General features: G+C 67.5%; 14 protein-coding genes. 8 read left to right on the top strand and 6 right to left on the bottom strand.

The features are described 5' to 3' along the window. Nucleotides 1-97 precede the first annotated feature (97 nt). The 7 genes from VAPA_RS02045 (at nt 98) to VAPA_RS02015 (ending at nt 8,348) form a co-directional block, all read left to right on the top strand. Complete coding sequence (locus tag VAPA_RS02045) at nt 98-997, top strand: helix-turn-helix domain-containing protein (protein WP_021005105.1); 900 nt, start codon at nt 98-100, stop codon at nt 995-997. A 112-nt stretch (nt 998-1,109) separates the two neighbouring features. Further along, a complete protein-coding gene (locus VAPA_RS02040; RefSeq protein WP_021005104.1) occupies nt 1,110-2,030 on the top strand; it encodes an ABC transporter substrate-binding protein in 921 nt (306 codons plus the stop codon). Nucleotides 2,031-2,063: 33 nt separating this feature from the next. Beyond that, entirely contained in the window at nt 2,064-3,557 is a 1,494-nt protein-coding gene (locus VAPA_RS02035; protein ID WP_021005103.1) for a sugar ABC transporter ATP-binding protein, read from the top strand. Between the two features lie 165 nt (nt 3,558-3,722). Further along, nucleotides 3,723-4,703, top strand: coding sequence for an ABC transporter permease (locus tag VAPA_RS02030; RefSeq protein ID WP_021005102.1), 981 nt, complete (start codon nt 3,723-3,725; stop codon nt 4,701-4,703). A 130-nt stretch (nt 4,704-4,833) separates the two neighbouring features. Beyond that, nucleotides 4,834-5,967, top strand: a complete 1,134-nt coding sequence (locus VAPA_RS02025; protein ID WP_021005101.1) for an alcohol dehydrogenase catalytic domain-containing protein — start codon at nt 4,834-4,836, stop codon at nt 5,965-5,967. After that, on the top strand, nt 5,964-7,490 hold the full coding sequence (locus VAPA_RS02020) for an FGGY-family carbohydrate kinase (RefSeq protein ID WP_021005100.1): 1,527 nt from the start codon (nt 5,964-5,966) through the stop codon (nt 7,488-7,490). The genes VAPA_RS02025 and VAPA_RS02020 overlap by 4 nt, the downstream gene beginning before the upstream one ends. A gap of 120 nt (nt 7,491-7,610) precedes the next feature. Beyond that, nucleotides 7,611-8,348, top strand: a complete 738-nt coding sequence (locus tag VAPA_RS02015) for an SDR family oxidoreductase (RefSeq protein WP_021005099.1) — start codon at nt 7,611-7,613, stop codon at nt 8,346-8,348. Nucleotides 8,349-8,359: 11 nt separating this feature from the next. Here the strand turns inward: VAPA_RS02015 and VAPA_RS02010 are convergent, their stop codons facing one another. The 3 genes from VAPA_RS02010 to VAPA_RS02000 are packed head-to-tail and all read right to left on the bottom strand — an operon-like array spanning nt 8,360 to nt 11,890. Next, nucleotides 8,360-8,680: a polyhydroxyalkanoic acid system family protein gene (locus VAPA_RS02010; RefSeq protein ID WP_021005098.1), complete on the bottom strand. Its 321-nt coding sequence runs from the start codon at nt 8,678-8,680 to the stop codon at nt 8,360-8,362. Continuing rightward, nucleotides 8,673-9,800: an aminopeptidase gene (locus tag VAPA_RS02005; protein ID WP_021005097.1), complete on the bottom strand. Its 1,128-nt coding sequence runs from the start codon at nt 9,798-9,800 to the stop codon at nt 8,673-8,675. Before VAPA_RS02005 ends, VAPA_RS02010 begins: the two co-directional genes overlap by 8 nt. Continuing rightward, complete coding sequence (locus tag VAPA_RS02000) at nt 9,797-11,890, bottom strand: molybdopterin-containing oxidoreductase family protein (protein ID WP_021005096.1); 2,094 nt, start codon at nt 11,888-11,890, stop codon at nt 9,797-9,799. The genes VAPA_RS02005 and VAPA_RS02000 overlap by 4 nt, the downstream gene beginning before the upstream one ends. 57 nt (nt 11,891-11,947) lie before the next feature. On the opposite strand from VAPA_RS02000, the gene VAPA_RS01995 reads away from it, so the two are divergent. Continuing rightward, nucleotides 11,948-13,072, top strand: coding sequence for an ABC transporter substrate-binding protein (locus VAPA_RS01995; RefSeq protein WP_021005095.1), 1,125 nt, complete (start codon nt 11,948-11,950; stop codon nt 13,070-13,072). 16 nt (nt 13,073-13,088) lie between these two features. Here the strand turns inward: VAPA_RS01995 and VAPA_RS01990 are convergent, their stop codons facing one another. From VAPA_RS01990 to VAPA_RS01980, 3 genes are all read right to left on the bottom strand, one after another. Then, nucleotides 13,089-14,183: a M14 family metallopeptidase gene (locus VAPA_RS01990; RefSeq protein WP_021005094.1), complete on the bottom strand. Its 1,095-nt coding sequence runs from the start codon at nt 14,181-14,183 to the stop codon at nt 13,089-13,091. Further along, nucleotides 14,180-15,382 (bottom strand): M20 aminoacylase family protein, encoded by a 1,203-nt coding sequence (locus VAPA_RS01985; protein WP_021005093.1) that lies wholly within the window; start codon nt 15,380-15,382, stop codon nt 14,180-14,182. The genes VAPA_RS01990 and VAPA_RS01985 overlap by 4 nt, the downstream gene beginning before the upstream one ends. Before the next feature lie 109 nt (nt 15,383-15,491). Beyond that, the gene (locus tag VAPA_RS01980; RefSeq protein ID WP_021005092.1) at nt 15,492-16,679 is read right to left on the bottom strand and encodes a glycerophosphodiester phosphodiesterase; all 1,188 of its coding nucleotides are present in this window, start codon (nt 16,677-16,679) and stop codon (nt 15,492-15,494) included. Nucleotides 16,680-16,708: the final 29 nt, after the last annotated feature.

Here is a 16,708-nt window from a genome sequence, read left to right as displayed (position 1 = left end):
AAGGTCAAGAAAGTATCAGTTTCGAGCACCATCTCTGGTTGTTGGCGTCCGGCGCGATTCGTACAGTGCGCCCCGAGACAAGGAAAAAGGAACGTCCATGCAGCCCGATCTGGAAATCGTCGAAGTCCGCGGTGACGAATCGTTCACCGCCTGGGCGCACGGCTATCCGTATCGCACGGTGCGCTGGCATTTCCACCCCGAGTACGAGATCCAGCTGATCGTCGAGACCCGGGGCGTGTATTTCGTCGGCGACCACGTCGGCCACTTCGAGCCCGGCAACCTCGTGCTCATGGGCCCCGACCTGCCGCACAACTGGATCAGCGACGTGCCCGCGGGCCAGAGCGTGGAGCGGCGCGGCATCGTGATCCAGTTTCCGGCCGGGCTGGCGAAGAACATGGCGGCCACCTTTCCCGAGTTCGAGCGCATTGCGCCGCTGCTCGCCGAATCGGGTTCGGGCCTGCTCTTCTCGGCCGAAACCGCCGCCGCCGCCAAGCCCCTGATGGAGTCGCTGCTGGAAGCGCGCGGACTGCGCCGCGTGATCCTGCTGCTTTCGCTGCTCGAACTGCTGGTGGACAGCCGCGACCGCCAGCGGCTCGCGAGCCCCGCGTTCAAGCCCGATCCCAAGGCCTTCATGTCGCACGCCATCAACAACGTGCTCGCGCACATCGCGGCCAACCTCGGCGACGACCTGCGCGAGCCGATGCTGGCCGAGCTGGTGGGCCAGAGCCCGAGCGCGTTCTCGCGTTCGTTCCGCAAGCACACCGGCCAATCGTTCGTGCGCTACGTGAACCGGCTGCGCATCAGCCGCGCCTGCGAGCTGCTCACCAGCAGCGAGAAGCCGGTGCTCGACGTCTGCATGGACGTGGGCTTCAACAACGTGTCGAACTTCAACCGGCAGTTCCTGCTGCACAAGCGCATGCCGCCGACCAAGTTCCGCAATTTTCATCGCATGCAGGCCGCGCAAGCCGCGAACCTGCGTGCCGCCAGCCCGCCGTAGCCGGCCTTCCCTGTTTCCCGCGTCGTCATCGGCGCGGCGCTTCGGGCGCCGCGCGGGGCGCGCCTTTGCCCGCGCTTTTCCAAGACAGCCACAACCCCAGGAGACAGCCACCATGAAGAACCTTCTCAAAGCCACCGCCCTCGTCGCCGCACTGGCCTGCGGCGCATCCGCCGCACAGGCGCAGACCCCGAAGCAGCCGCTGCGCATCGGCATGACCTTCCAGGAACTCAACAACCCCTACTTCGTGACGATGAAGCAGGCGCTCGAAGAGGCCGCGGCCAGCATCGGCGCGACCGTGGTCACCACCGATGCGCGGCACGACGTGGCCAAGCAGATCGGCGACGTGGAGGACATGATCCAGAAGAAGATCGACATCCTGCTGCTGAACCCGACCGACTCCACCGGCGTGCAGTCGGCCGTGCGCTCGGCCAAGAAGGCGGGGCTGATCGTGGTGGCGGTGGATGCCAACGCGCAGGGCCCGGTCGACTCGTTCGTCGGCTCGAAGAACATCGACGCAGGCCGGCTCGCCTGCGAATACCTCGCGAAGAGCATCGGCGAGAAAGGCGACGTGGCCATCCTCGACGGCATTCCGGTCGTGCCGATCCTGGAGCGCGTGAAAGGCTGCCGCGAAGCGCTCGCCAAGTACCCCGGCATCAAGGTGGTAAGCACGCAGAACGGCAAGCAGGAGCGCGCCACCGCACTCACCGTCACCGAGAACATCCTGCAGGCCAACGGCAACCTGAAAGGCATCTTCAGCGTGAACGATGGCGGCTCGATGGGCGCGCTCGCCGCCATCGAGGCCAGCGGCAAGGACGTGAAGCTCGCCAGCGTGGACGGCGCGCCCGAAGCCATCAAGGCCATGCAGAAGCCGGGCTCGAAGTTCATCGCCACCACCGCGCAGTACCCGCGCGACCAGATCCGCCTGGCCATCGGCATCGCGCTTGCCAGGAAGTGGGGCGCCAACGTGCCGGCCGCCGTGCCGGTGGACGTGAAGCTGATCGACGCCGAGGGCGCGAAGACCTTCAGCTGGTAACCGGGCCTGGCCATGACCTCCTCCGCACAAGAGATGCTCCGGCTGGAAGGCGTGTCCAAGCGCTTTCCGGGCGTGAAGGCGCTCTCGGGCATCGACCTCTCGATCCGCAAGGGCGAGGTGCATGCGCTGCTCGGCGAGAACGGCGCGGGCAAGTCGACGCTGATGAAGATCCTCGGCGGCATCTACCAGGCCGACGAAGGGCGCATCTTCATCGAGGGCAGCGAGCGCCAGTTCGCAGGCTACGGCGACGCGATCGCGGCGGGCATCGGGATCATCTTCCAGGAGTTCAGCCTGGTGCCGTACCTGAACGCGGTGGAGAACATCTTTCTCGGCCGCTACCTGAGGAACCGCTTCGGGCTGATGGACAAGGCGGCGATGAAGCGTTCGGCGCAGGCGCTGTTCGACGAGCTGGGCGTGCAGATCGACCTCGGCGTGCCGATCTGCCGGCTCTCGGTGGCGCAGCAGCAGTTCGTGGAGATCGGCAAGGCGCTGTCGCTCGATGCGAAGCTGCTGGTGCTCGACGAGCCCACCGCCACGCTCACGCCCAACGAGGCCGGCCACCTGTTCAGGATCATGCGCGAGCTGCGTGCCAGGGGCGTGGCGATGATCTTCATCTCGCACCACCTCGACGAGATCTTCGAGGTGTGCGACCGCATCAGCGTGCTGCGCGACGGCGCCAATGCGGGGCATGCAGAGGTGGGCGCGACCGACGTGGATGCGCTGGTCGAGATGATGGTCGGCCGCAGGATCGAGCACAGCTTTCCGTCCAAGCCGCAGCCCGCGCCGCGGGGGCGCAAGGTGCTCGAGGTGCCCGAGATCCAGCTCGCCAAGGGCGGGCCGGTCAACAGCTTCGACCTGCATGAAGGCGAGATCCTCGGCTTCGCCGGGCTGGTCGGTTCGGGCCGCACCGAGCTCGCGCTGGGCATGATGGGCGCCGACCGCGTGCACCGCAAGACGGTGCTGCGCGACGGCCGGCCCGTGCGGCTGAACGACCCGACGCAGGCGCTCGCGAACGGCATCGGCCTGTTGCCCGAGAGCCGCAAGGTCGAGGGGCTGATCACCGACTTCACGATCCGCTTCAACATCTCGATGAACAACCTCGGCAGCCACAAGCGCGCGGGGCTCGTGAGCCAGAGGTCGGAAAAGCAATCGGCCACCGGACTCTCGAAGCGTGTGGGCGTGAAGGCGCCGGGCATCGAGACGCGCGTGGCCACGCTGTCGGGCGGCAACCAGCAGAAGGTGGTGATCGCGCGCTGGCTCGGCCACGATTGCGAGGTGCTGATCTTCGACGAGCCCACGCGCGGCATCGACGTGGGCGCCAAGGCCGAGATCTACGGCCTGATGCGCGAACTCACGTGGCAGGGCAAGGCCATCATCATGATCTCGAGCGAGCTGCCCGAGATCGTCGGCATGTGCGACCGCGTGGCGGTGTTCTCGGGCGGGTCCATCGTGGCCACGCTCGAGGGCGACGCCATCAATTCGGGCGACATCATGCGGCACGCTACTTCGTCTGGGGGCTTGCAATGATTGAGCAGCTTTGCTTTCCCTTGCGTCGCGTTGTGCTTGACACGCGCCGTTCAGGGCGCGATCCCGCCGACGGGGGACATTCGCGGAGGGGAGTACCCGGTGGCCTGTGCACACACCCTGAACAACAGCGCCCATCTTCAAGCAATGCGCCATGGAGCACCTGAAATGAATGCAACCGCCACCCACCCGACACCGCCGGCGCCTGATGGAGGACTCTTCACCCAGCTGCGCCGCTCCACGGCCTTTCTTCCACTGGTAGGACTGGTAGCGATTTCGGTCTTCATGATCGTCGCGACCGACAACTTTCTCTCGTGGGGCAACGTGCAGAACATCGCGCTGCAGTCGTCGATCAACGCCATCATCGCGGTCGGCATGACGGCCGCGATCCTCACCGGCGGCATCGATCTCTCGGTCGGCGCGGTGGTGGCACTGTCCGGCACGCTGGCCTCGGGAATGATGGTGCAGTTCGGGCTGCCGCCCATGCTCGCCGTGCCGCTGGGCCTGGCCGTCGGCGTCGTGATCGGCCTCTTCAACGGCTACTGCGTCGCCTACCTGCGCATGCCACCGATCATCGTGACGCTGGCCACGATGGGCATCGCGCGCGGCATTGCGCTGATCTATACCGGCGGCTATCCGATCGATGGACTGCCCGACTCGTTCGCCTTCCTCGGCGGCGGCGTGCTCGCGGGCATCAAGGTGCCGATCCTCATCATGCTGGCGACCTACCTCGTGGCGTACGTGCTGCTCAACATGGCGCCCTTCGGCCGCTACGTGTATGCCATCGGCGGCAACGAGGAGGCGACGCGGCTCTCGGGCGTGCGCGTGTCGCGCTACAAACTGCTGGTGTATGCGCTGAGCGGCTTCACCGCCGCCGTCGCGGGCATCGTGCAGGCGGCGCGCGTGACCAGCGGCCAGCCCGGCGTGGGCGTGGGCTTCGAGCTCGATGCGATCGCGGCGGTGGTGATGGGCGGAACGTCGATTGCCGGAGGGCGCGGCGCGATCGTCGGCACGCTGGTCGGTGCGCTGCTGCTGGGCGTGCTGAACAACGGGCTCAACATGATCGGCGTGTCGCCGTACCTGCAATTGATCATCAAGGGCGGGATCGTCTTGCTCGCCATCTTCATCAGCCGCGAAGCCAAGAGATGAGCTCGCCCCCAGTCTTCGCGCACTTCGTGTCGCTTCGCCCACCCCCTACCGGGGGCAACACCAGCGGCCCGGCAAAGCCGGGTCCGCGGTGTTTCACGAACAACCCCAACCCTTTCGAGAAAAGAGAATCATGAGCTATCAGAAACTCCAGCCCGGCGCCTCGGGCGCCATCGGCCAACTCGCCGCCATGCAGGCCGTCGTCTGCCACGGCCCCAAGGACTACCGCCTCGAAACCGTCGCGATGCCCAGTATCGGCCCGAACGAGCTGCTGATCTCCATCGCCGCCTGCGGCATCTGCGCCTCCGACTGCAAATGCCACTCGGGCGCGAAGATGTTCTGGGGCGGCGACGGACAGCCCGCGTGGGTCAAGGCGCCCGTGATCCCAGGCCACGAGTTCTTCGGCTATGTCGAAGCGCTCGGCGAAGGCGCGGCCGAGCACTTCGGCGTGGAGAAAGGCGACCGCGTGATCGCCGAGCAGATCGTGCCCTGCGGCAAGTGCCGCTTCTGCACTTCGGGCAAGTACTGGATGTGCGAGGTGCACAACATCTTCGGCTTCCAGCGCATCGTGGCCGATGGCGGCATGGCCGACTGCATGCGGCTGCCGCCGACCTCGCGCGTGCACAAGATCCCCGACGGCATCTCGCTCGAGGACGCGGCCATCATCGAGCCGCTCTCGTGCGCGATCCACACGGTGAACCGCGGTGACATCCAGTTCGACGACGTGGTCGTGATCGCCGGCGCCGGCCCGCTCGGCCTGATGATGGTGCAGGCCGCGGCACTCAAGACGCCGAAGAAGCTGATCGTGATCGACCTCGTGCCCGAGCGCCTCGCGCTGGCCAGGAAGTTCGGCGCCGACGTGACGATCAATCCCAGGACCGAGAACGCCGACGCCATCGTCAAGGGCCTGACCGAAGGCTACGGCTGCGACGTGTACATCGAGACCACCGGCGCGCCCATCGGCGTGACGCAGGGGCTGGAGATGATCCGCAAGCTCGGCCGCTTCGTCGAGTTCAGTGTGTTCGGCTCGGAGACCAGCGCCGACTGGTCGATCATCGGCGACCGCAAGGAGCTCGACGTGCGAGGCGCGCACCTGGGGCCGTACTGCTACCCGATTGCCATCGACCTGCTGGCGCGCGGGCTCGTCACCTCGAAGGGCATCGTGACGCACGACTTTCCGCTGACCGAATGGGAACGCGCCTTCGCGCTGGCAAACTCGCTCGATTCCATCAAGGTGCTGCTCAAGCCGCAGCCACGCACAACATGAAATACGTGATCGGCGTCGACATCGGCACGCAGAGCACCAAATGCCTGCTGGTCGGCATCGACGGCAAGGTGCATGCGCAGGCCAGCGTCGCCTACCAGCCCGAAACGCCCAAGCCGCTGTGGGCGCAGCAGGACTGCGCTGTGTGGTTCGACGCGGTATGCGAGAGCGTGCGCGCCTGCGTGGCGAAGAGCGGCATCGCATCGCCAGACATCGCGGCGATGTGCGTGAGCAGCCTGTATGGCGGCGCGGGCATCCCGGTCGATGAGGCGATGCAGCCGCTGCACCCCTGCCTGATCTGGATGGACCGGCGCGCCACCGCCGAGGTCGATGCGGTGAATGCGAACGTCGATGTGGCACGCTTGCAGGCGATCACCGGCAACGGCGTCGACAGCTACCATGGCTTCACCAAGATGCTGTGGATCCGCGAGCACCTGCCCGAGGTGTGGGCGAAGACGTGCTATTTCCTGCCGCCGAACAGCTACGTCAACTGGCGGCTCACCGGCGAGCTGGCCGTGGACCACAGCTCGGCCGGCAACATCGGCGGCGTGTACGACGCGGCGCAGCGCAGCTGGTCCCATGAGGCGCTCGGCATGCTGGGCATTCCGGCGCGCATGATGCCGCCGCGCCTGGTCGAGTCGAGCGATGTGGTGGGTGGGCTGAGCGCCGAATGGGCCGCGAAGCTCGGCCTCGCCGAAGGCATGCCGCTGATGGCCGGCGGCGTCGATGCGGCCGTGGCCACCTTCTGTGCGGGCGTCACCGGCAGCGGGGATCACGTGGCGATGATCGGCACCAGCATGTGCTGGGGCTTCGTGAGCCCGACGGTGGATGCGCGCCACAGGCTCATCACGATGCCGCACGTCTACCGCGGCGCGGACCGCAGCTATGTGTTCGGCGGTGCGATCACTGCGGGTGCGGCCGTGACGTGGTTCCGCGAGACCTTCTGCCAGGCCGAGGTGGCTGAGGCCGCGCGCACCGGCGAGGACGCGCATGCGCTGATCGAGCGCAAGGCCATCGAGGTGCCGCCCGGCGCCGAAGGCCTGGTCTTCCTGCCCTACCTGATGGGCGAGCGCAGCCCGATCTGGGACGCGCAGGCCAAGGGTGCCTTCATCGGCCTCTCGCTCGCGCACAGCCGCGCGCACCTGTACCGCGCGGTGCTCGAGGGCGTGAGCTTCGCGCTGCAGCACAACATCGAGGCCGGCCGGCAAAGCGGCCAGCCGCTGGACGATCGGCTGATCGTGGTCGGCGGTGCGGCGCATTCGGACCTGTGGATGCAGATCGTCGCGGACGTCACGGGCTATCCGGTGTTCACCATCGAGGAAGAGGTCGAGGCAGCCCTCGGTGCGGCGATGCTCGCGGCGCTCGGCGCGGGGCTGGTCGATGCGGCCACTGCGGAGCGCGGCTGGGTCACGCTGGCGGAACGCGCGCGGCCCGAGGCTGCGGCGCAAGCTGTCTATCGCGAGCGCTTCGAGATCTACAAGTCGCTTTATCCGGCGTTGCGCGATGCGATGCATCGGCTGAAATGAACCCATTCAGGGCGCGATCACGCCGACCGGGGACATTCGCGGAGGGGAGTACCCGGTGGCCTGTGCACGCGCCCCGAATGCACCCGAGGACATCACATCACCGCACCCGAAACAACTGACATGACCACCTCTTTCGATTTTTCGGGCCGACGCGCACTGGTCACCGGCGCCAGCAGCGGCATCGGCCGCGCAGTAGCCGTGCGGCTCGCGCAATCAGGCGCAGCCGTGACGGCCGTGGGACGCAATGCCGTCGCACTCGACGCACTGCACGCAGCAGCCGGCTGCACCCCCCTGACGGTCGACGTGGCCAACGCAGCCGAACTGGAACGCGCACTCGCCACGTTGCCAGCCTTCGACCTCGTGGTGAACTGCGCCGGCATTGCGCTGCTCGAACCGGCGCTCGACCTGCAAGCCGAAAGCTTCGACGCCGTGATGGCCGTCAACGCACGCGCAGCAGCCTTGGTCGCCTCGCGCTGCGGCAAGGCGATGATCGCGGCCGGCGTGCGCGGCAGCATCGTCAACGTGTCGAGCCAGGCCTCGCTGGTCGCGCTCGACGCGCACCTTTGCTATTGCGCATCGAAGGCCGCGATGGATGCGGTCACGCGCTCGCTGTGCCTCGAATTCGGGCCGCACGGCATTCGCGTGAACAGCGTGAATCCGACCGTCACGCTCACGCCCATGGCCGAGCAGGCCTGGGCCGATCCCGCCAAGAGCGCGGCGGCGCTCGGGAACATTCCGCTGGGAAGATTTGCGCAGGTCGAAGAGGTGGTGGCGCCGGTCCTGTTCCTGCTCTCCGACAGCGCATCGATGATCAGCGGCGTGGCGCTGCCGGTGGACGGCGGCTACACCATCGTCTGATCGACGCCCGCTCAGGCGAAGCGGGTGCCGCCACCGCCACTGGGCGATTCCAGCAAGGCATCGAGCTTGCGCGCGATCTTCTGCTCGATCTGGTCGCTGAAGCTGCTGAACAGAAAGCCCAGCGTCGCCTCCAGCGTCAGCGTGTCCGCCGTGACCTCGACTGTTCCGTCGATGCCTGCGCGGCTGAACTGCGCGACGTCGCAGGTCTCGCCCTCGGTGTAGGTACATTCCAGGCCGTAGTCCTGCCCGACCTGCTGGATCCATTGGCGTGCGACTTCGCGTGCGCCGGCAATGCCGAGTGCGTGGTTTCGTTCGATATGGATGTCAGGCACCGTGCTCTCCGTTGTTGTTGTCGTCATGGCTGGAATTCGTCTGCAGCATTCCTGTGGCCGTCTGCAACGCGTTGCGCCGTTCCTCCATCGTCGGCAGCGCAGCGATGCGGCGGACCTCCTTGTAGAAGCGCGGCCAGTTGCGGTTCTCGCGCGCGAACAAGGCCTCGAAGCCCGGAACCAGGTCGTCGTAGGCACCCTGGGCCCCGAAAGTCGCATTGTTGGCGCGCGCCACCCAGACATCGTAGGCGCCCTGGCGCGGGCCCTGCCATTCTGTGCGCAGCCTCGCGTAGCGCTCGCGAAAGGCGTCCATCGCCGCCTTCTTCATGGCGTCGACCGCGCTCCAGTCGCCGGCCTTGGCCGCTGCGGATTCGTAAGCCTCGTTGAGCGCGCGGCGCGTTTCGAGGGCCAGCGCGCGAAACTGCTGGCGCTGCGCGTCGAAGCGCGCGTACTCGCTGCGCGCCGCCTCGCTGGCCTCGCGCTGCAGCCACATCGCGCCGCCGATGCGTTCCACCGCGGTGGCGTACGACTCGTTGAAGACGATGTCGCCGGGCACGTAGAGCACCTGGTGCGCGAGTTCGTGGAACACGATGCGGGCCAGTTCGCCTTCGGGGTAGCCGATGAAGGTGGAAAGCAGCGGATCGCCGCCGGCCCAGTTCATCCAGCCCAGCGTGGAATACGCCGGCACGGGGTACACCGCCGCTTCCAGGCCCTTGGCGTGCTGCGCCTCGGCCTCGGCCTTGGCGGCGGCCTCGTCGTAGTAGCCGCGGTAACCCACGCAGCCCGCCACCGGGAAGCACCAGTTCTTGAGCGTGAGCGAATACGGCGGCGCGGCCACCACGTTCCACACTGCCGCGCGGCGGTGCAGATCCGCGTACGACGTGTAGCTGGAGTTGTCGGGCAGGGCCAGTTCGGTGACGGCGAAGCGGCGGATGCGCTGCGCGAGTTCGAGCTTGGCCTTCAGCGGCGCGGAAACGGCGGGGTCCGCCAGCCATTCGGGCACCGGCTTGGCAACCCGCAGGATGCCGAGGTGGCCGCTGGCCGACTGCCAGTAGTAGCCGAGGTCGGCGCAGCCACCGAGCAGCAGTGCGGCGGCCAGCGTGATGGCGCGCTCAGGCCTCACTCCGGCCCGCTCCCGGCGGCGGAGGAAGAAGGAGCAACACGCTCGACCTCGACCAGGCAGTCGTAGAACGTCGGCCCGCGGCCGATGTCGGTCAGGCGCTGGCTGGTGAGCTGGTTGACGTTGGTGCCGTCCAGGCCGAGCTTGCGCCACCAGATGCCCATGCCGTGCACCACGCCCGGCCGCGCGCGGCGCGACACCTCGGCGCGGCAGCGGTGCTCTCCGCGCTTGTTGAACACGCGGACCACGGCACCGTCCTCGATGCCGCGGGCAGCGGCGTCGGCCTCGTGGATCTCGAGCAGCGGCTCGCCCTCGATGGCGCGCAGGCTCGTCACGTTGACGAAGGTCGAGTTGAGGAAATTGCGCGCCGGCGGCGAGATCATGGCGAGCGGAAACTCGGTGGAGCTGCCCGCCGGTTCGTAGTTGGGCAGATGGTCGGGCAGCCCGTCCATGCCTTGCGCCTGAAGGCGTGCGCTGAAGAACTCGCAGCGGCCCGAGGGCGTCGGGAAGCGGCCTTCGGCAAAAGGCGCTTCGGGCAGCTTCAGGCTGGTGAAGCCTTGTTCCAGCAGCTGCGCGTGGTCGATGGCGCCCGGTGCAAAGGCGCTGCGGCACAGCGCCTCGTCGTCGTCCGAGAAGCAGGGCTCGTCGAAGCCCATGCGGCGCGCGAGTTCGCGGAACACCCAGGCATTGCTGCGCGCTTCGCCGCGCGGCGCCACCGCGGGCCGGTTCAGCAGCACGTCGGTGTGGCCGTAGCTGCAGTGGATGTCCCAGTGCTCGAGCTGGGTGGTGGCGGGCAGCAGGTAGTCGGCGTAGTCGGCGGTGTCGGTGCGGAACTGCTCCAGCACCACGGTGAAGAGATCTTCGCGCGCGAAGCCCGCCACCACCTTGCCCGACTCGGGCGCCACCGCGACCGGGTTGCTGTTGTAGACCACGATGGCCTTCACGGGCCTGGCCTCGTCGAGCAGCGCATCGCCGATGGTGCTCATGTTGATGGTGCGCGGCTGGCGGCCGGCGAGCAGGTCGGGGCGCTGCAGCGCGGCCCGGTCGGCCGGAAAGTGGCCCGAACTGCTCAACAGGAGCCCGCCCGCGCGGTCGCGCCAGGCGCCCACCAGCGCGGGCAGGCAGGCGATGGCGCGCGCCGCGTTGCCGCCGCCGCGCACGCGCTGCATGCCGTAGTTCAGGCGGATCGCGGCCGGCCGGGTGGTGCCGTAGGCCTGCGCCAGCGCCACGATCTGCGCCTCGGGCACGCCGCACACGGCGGCCGCGCGCGAAGGCGGCCATTGCAGTGCGCGCTCCCGCAACTGCTCCCAGCCCAGCGTGTGGTCGGCGATGAAGCCGTGGTCGAGCCAGTCGTGCACGATGAGTTCGTGCATCAGCGCCAGGGCCAGTGCGGCGTCGGTGCCGGGCAGCAGGGCGATGTGCTCGTCGCACTTGTCGGCGGTTTCGGTCTTGCGCGGGTCGATGCACACCAGCCGCGCACCGGCCCGCCTGGCGGCCTGGGCGTGGCGCCAGAAATGCAGGTTGCTGGCAATGGAGTTGCTGCCCCAGATCAGGATCAGCTTCGCCTCGGCGAAGAACTCGATGCGCATGCCCACCTTGGCGCCCAGGGTGTGGACCATCGCCTCGCCGCCGGCCATGGAGCAGATGGTGCGGTCCAGCAGCGTCGCGCCCAGCTTGTGGAAAAAACGACGATCCATCGACTCGCCCTGCACCAGGCCCATGGTGCCGGCGTAACTGTAAGGCACAATTGTTTCCGGATCTGTCTGCAATGCACGAAGATGCGCGGCGATGTCGTCAAGAGCGACGTCCCAGCTCACAGGTTCGAACTGACCGCTGCCCTTGGGACCGGACCGCCTCATGGGCTGGACGAGCCTTTCGGCATGGTCGTTGCGTTCGATGTAGCGCGAAACCTTGGTGCAGAGAACGCCAGCGGTGTGCGGATGGGCCGGATTGCCCTGCAGCTTCACGGCCACGCCGTCCCTGACGGTGGTGACCAGCGCGCAGGTGTCCGGACAGTCGTGCGGACAGGCGCCCAGGACCGTGGAAGTGTTGGTGGGGGGGACAGCAGTTGCGGAGACCGGGGCATCGACCATCCGGCAAGTCTAAAGTTTTCCAGGCAGTGGCGCGGCAAGGCGCGAAGGAGGTTTCACATGATCAATCGCAGGCATTTTTCCCTGGCCACCGGCGCGGCGGCGCTGGGCGGCTTTCAATTGGCACGGGCGCAAGGCGATGTGCCGCTCGTGCTCGGCCAATCGGCCCCCTTCACCGGCCCGGCGGCGCAGCTCGGCATCCAGTTCCACCAGGGCGCCAAGCTGTTCCTGGACCAATACAACGCCCAGCCCGGCCGGCGCAACGTGCTCATCAAGAACCTGGACGACGGCTACGAACCCGACCGCTGCGCCGCCAACACGCAAAAGCTGATCGAGGAAGACGTGTTCGCGCTCTTCGGCTACATCGGCACGCCGACCAGCATGGCGGCGCTGCCGCTCGCGGTGAAGGAGAAGGTGCCTTTCGTCGCGCCTTTTACCGGCGCGATGGCGCTGCGCGAACCCTTCCACAGGAACGTGTTCCACCTGCGCGCCTCGTACAACGACGAGACCGCGCTGATCGTGAAGCAGCTCACGCACCTGGGCCTGAAGAAGATCGCGGTCTTCTACCAGAACGACGCCTACGGCAAGGCCGGGCTCGACGGCGTGACGCTGGCGCTCTCGCAGCAGGAGCTCAAGCCGGTGGCGCTGGCCACGGTGGAGCGCAATTCGGTCGACGTGGCGTCGGCGGTGAAAAGCATCACGGCGGCGCGGCCCGACGCGGTGGTCCAGGTGGGCGCCTACAAGGCCTGCGCGGCCTTCATCCGCCAGGCGCGCAAGGCGGGCTACGGCGGTACTTTCTTCAATGTGTCTTTCGTGGGCACCCAGGCGCTGGCCGACGAGCTCGGCAAGGAAGGCGCGGGCGTGATGGTGACGCAGGTGGTGCCCTCGCCCTACAACCCGGCCAACGCGATCACGCGCGAATTCAGCGAGGCGGTGAAGAAGGCCGGCGCCGGGGCGAGCGCCAATTTCTCGAGCATGGAGGGCTACCTCGCCGCCAAGGTGCTGACCGAGGGCCTGCGCCGCACGCCGGGCAAGGCCTCGCGCGACGGCCTCGTCGCGGGGCTGGAAAGCATCGACCGGCAGCAGTTCGGCGGCTTCGAGGTGTCGTTTTCGGCCAAGAACCACGTGGGATCGAAGTTCGTCGAACTGTCGATGATCACTGCCGACGGCCGGGTAAGAACCTGAGCGGCCCCGCCCAGGCTCAGCCGCTCAGGCCGTCGACGGCCTGGAACATCGCCTGCCGCGCCTGGCTGACGACCTGCCCGCGCCAGGCGTCGGTGTCGGTATAGAAGGCCTCGCGCATTCGCGCGCGGATGCCATTGGCCAGATCGGCCGGTGCCTCGGGGTGCTTGTGCAGCCAGTGGTCGGCGCGCAGGGCAGCCAGGACTTCCAGCATGGGCAGCGTGCCGTATTCGAGCGCGATGCCGGTGTATTCGGCCTGCGGGCACTCCTGGTGCGCGGTGTCCCACATCAGCCCGCGCAGCAGCGCCGCGCTCGAAGAACCGTCGTAGATCGACGTGACGGGCGCCGCGGGCGTGCCCCACCAGGCATTGGCGCGCGCGTAGGCGGCCTTGTCGTCCCGGCAGGCAAAGATGCGCTCGCCAAGGCCGTTCGGGCCGAGCCCCGTGTGCAGGTCGATCCAGGCCAGCCGGCGCGCACTTGCGGCATGCCGGCGCAGCACGCCGCGCAGCGTCTTGTTGCTCCAGGTCTGCGCCTTGCCGCCGAAGAACAGGCCGTCCTCGAACTGATACTGCCCGCTGGTGATGGCCTCCTGGTAGGCGTCGGCGCCATGCTTGCCGATCCACTTCTCGATGGCGGCCTGGTTCTCCGGCGTGGGCGGCCAGGTGTCGGGCACGAGCAGCGGGTGCAGCTTGGCGTAGGGCTCGTTGACCGGAAGCGGCTTCGAGAAATCGACGAAGTTGCGGTTCAGGTCGACCTTCTCCTGCGTGACGCGCCGGCCGTACGAAAAACCGTGCGGGTTGAGCGCATGCACATAGAGCACCGCCACGCCCTGCGCCCTGGCCTTCTCGCGCCATTCGGCGTCGTGCAGGGCGAACACCTGCACGCCGCTGCCGCAATGGCCCTCCACGCCGTGGCAGGCGCTGGAGACGATCAGCAGGCGCTCGGCGTCCGCAGCGCCGTCGAGCGCCACGTCCATCGAGAGCTCCTCGCCGCCCTGCCCCTTGCCCGGGTGCGCGTGCGGCTCGACCGTGAGGCCCGCGCTCACGCAGGCCTGCAGGAACTTCTGGCGTGCCTGGGCGTAGCGCGGCGAAAACGCCTCGCCGATGCCGATCAAGGCGCGGCTCCTCCGGGCTTCAGGAACTGCTCGGCCAGTTGCACCCAGCAGGTGGCGCCCAGGGGAATGAGGTCGTCGTTGAAGTCGTAGCTCGCGTTGTGCAGCGTGCACGGCCCTTCGCCGTGATGCACGTCGCGGTGCGAGCCGTCGCCGTTGCCGATGAAGGCATAGGCGCCGGGCTTGGCCTGCAGCATGAAGGCAAAGTCCTCGGAGGTCATGGCGGCTTCCTGCCGCAGCACGTTCTCGGCGCCGACGATCTCGCCCATCACGCGGCGCGCGAAGTTGGCCTCGGCCTCGGTGTTGATGGTGGGCGGGTAGTAGCGCTCGAAGCGGAAGTCGCAGGCGGCGTCGTGCGCGGCGCAGATGTGTTCGGCGATCTGCCTCATGCGCGATTCGATCATGTCGAGCACCTCGATCGAGAAGGTGCGCACCGTGCCCGTCAGCTCGCAGTTGTCGGGGATCACGTTGTTGGTTTCGCCGGCATGGATGGTGGTGACCGAGATCACGGCCGAGTCGGTCGGCTTCATCTTGCGCGTGAGGATGGTCTGGAACGCCTGCACGATCTCGCAGGCGATCGGCACCGGGTCGATGCCGGTCTGCGGCAGCGCGGCATGGCCGCCCTTGCCGATGACGTTGACGTAGAACTTGTTGCCCGACGCCATCACCGGCCCCGGGCTCACCGCGAACTGGCCGGCCTTCATGCCGGGCCAGTTGTGCATGCCGAAGACGGCGTCCATCGGGAACTGCTCGAAGAGCCCTTCCTTGATCATCTCGCGCGCGCCGCCGCCGCCCTCTTCGGCCGGCTGGAAGATCAGGTAGACGGTGCCGTCGAAATTGCGGTTCTTGGCCAGGTGCTGCGCAGCGGCCAGCAGCATGGCGGTGTGGCCGTCGTGCCCGCAGGCGTGCATCTTGCCGTGGTGCGTGCTGGCGTGGGCGAAGGTGTTGAGCTCGGTGACGGGCAGCGCGTCCATGTCGGCGCGCAGGCCGACGGCGCGGTTGCTGGTGCCGTTCTTGACGATGCCCACCACGCCGGTGGTGCCCAGGCCGCGGTGGATGGGAATGCCCCATTCGGCGAGCTTGCCTGCCACCACGTCGGCGGTGCGGACTTCTTCGAAGCAGAGTTCGGGATGGGCGTGGAGGTCGCGCCGCACGGCGGCGATGCCGGCCGCCTGCGTGACGAGCGAATCGATGAGTTTCATGGGCACAGTCTATGCAATAAGCACGCCCCCAAGGCTACGCCTTCCCCCTACCGGGGGCAACACCAGCGGCCCGGCAAAGCCGGTTCCGCGGTGTTCCACGAACAGAAACTCAACGGCCGAGGCTCTTCAGGTAGTCGGCGCGTGCAGCGATCGCGGTGTCGGTGAAGTCGGTGAACACGCCGTCCACGCCGAGCTTGTAGTAGACCGCGTACTCGTTCCTGCCGTCCTTGTTGTAGTCGGCCGCCAAGCGGCGCGATTCGTTGCGGAAGGTAAACGGGTGTACGAAGAGCCCTGCCTTGTGCGCATCGGCAACGAGCGTGGTGGGCGAGACCGAGGTGGCGTCGGCATCGTTGATCTTGCCGTCCTTGTTGACGTCCAGCGGCTTGCCATCGGAGCCGATGCTGCCCTTGATGCTCACGATGTAGCGCTTCCACGGGCCGATGCCGTCGGCATAGGTCTTGATCTCGGCCAGGCCTGCGGGCGTGACCATGACGTCGAAGTTGCGCTTGTCGCCCGCCTTGGTCCATTCGTAGGGGCGGTCGACCGGCACGGCGTAGGTCATGGCGCCGGTCTTCATGTCGATGCCGTCGCCGTCGATCAGCTGGATGAGCCGGGTGTTCAGGCCCTTGGCCTTCATGTACTTGAGGCTGCCGGGCTCGAAGGACTGCACGTAGATGGGCGCGGTCTTGCTGTTCCAGCCGGCGGCGTTGATGGCGGCGATCACCTTGTCTTCCATCGGCAGCCCCAGGTCGCGGAAGTAGGTCGGGTTCTTGGTCTCGGGGTAGATCGCGATGGTGCGGCCGGTTTCCTTCGATTTGGCCTTGGCAAAGTCGATGATCTCCTGGAAGGTGGGGATCTTGAACTTGCCGTTGAATTCCTGCGGCCGCTCGGCGTCGGTCGAGATGCCGCCCAGCGTCTTGATCTCGGCCAGCGTGAAGTCGTTGCTGAACCAGCCGGTCTGGGTTTCGCCGTCGACCTTGATGGTCTTCTTGCGCGGGGCGAAGCGCGGGTGCTTCGCCACGTCGGTGCTGATGGCCAGGTTGGGGTCGTGGCGGGCGATGAGCACGCCGTCCTTGGTGGAGACCAGGTCCATCTCGATCACGTCGGCGCCGAGTTCGATGGCGCGCGCATAGGCTTCGAGCGTCTGCTCGGGCAGGTAGCCCGAGGCACCCCGGTGCGCGATGACCAGCGGCGGGTTGCCGTCGAGCGTGAGCAGCTTGTTTGCGGGGCCGGTGGTGCTGCAGGCCGCCAGGCCAAGGGCGACGGTCGCGGCAAGGGCGAAGTGAACGGTGCGCATCGTCTTTTTCTCCATCCAAAAGAGGCGCA

This window comes from Variovorax paradoxus B4 (assembly GCF_000463015.1).
In the GTDB taxonomy this organism is placed as follows: Bacteria; Pseudomonadota; Gammaproteobacteria; order Burkholderiales; family Burkholderiaceae_C; genus Variovorax; species Variovorax paradoxus_E.
Note: the sequence above shows the minus strand (reverse complement) of the source record. Positions and strands in the feature narration are given on the sequence as shown.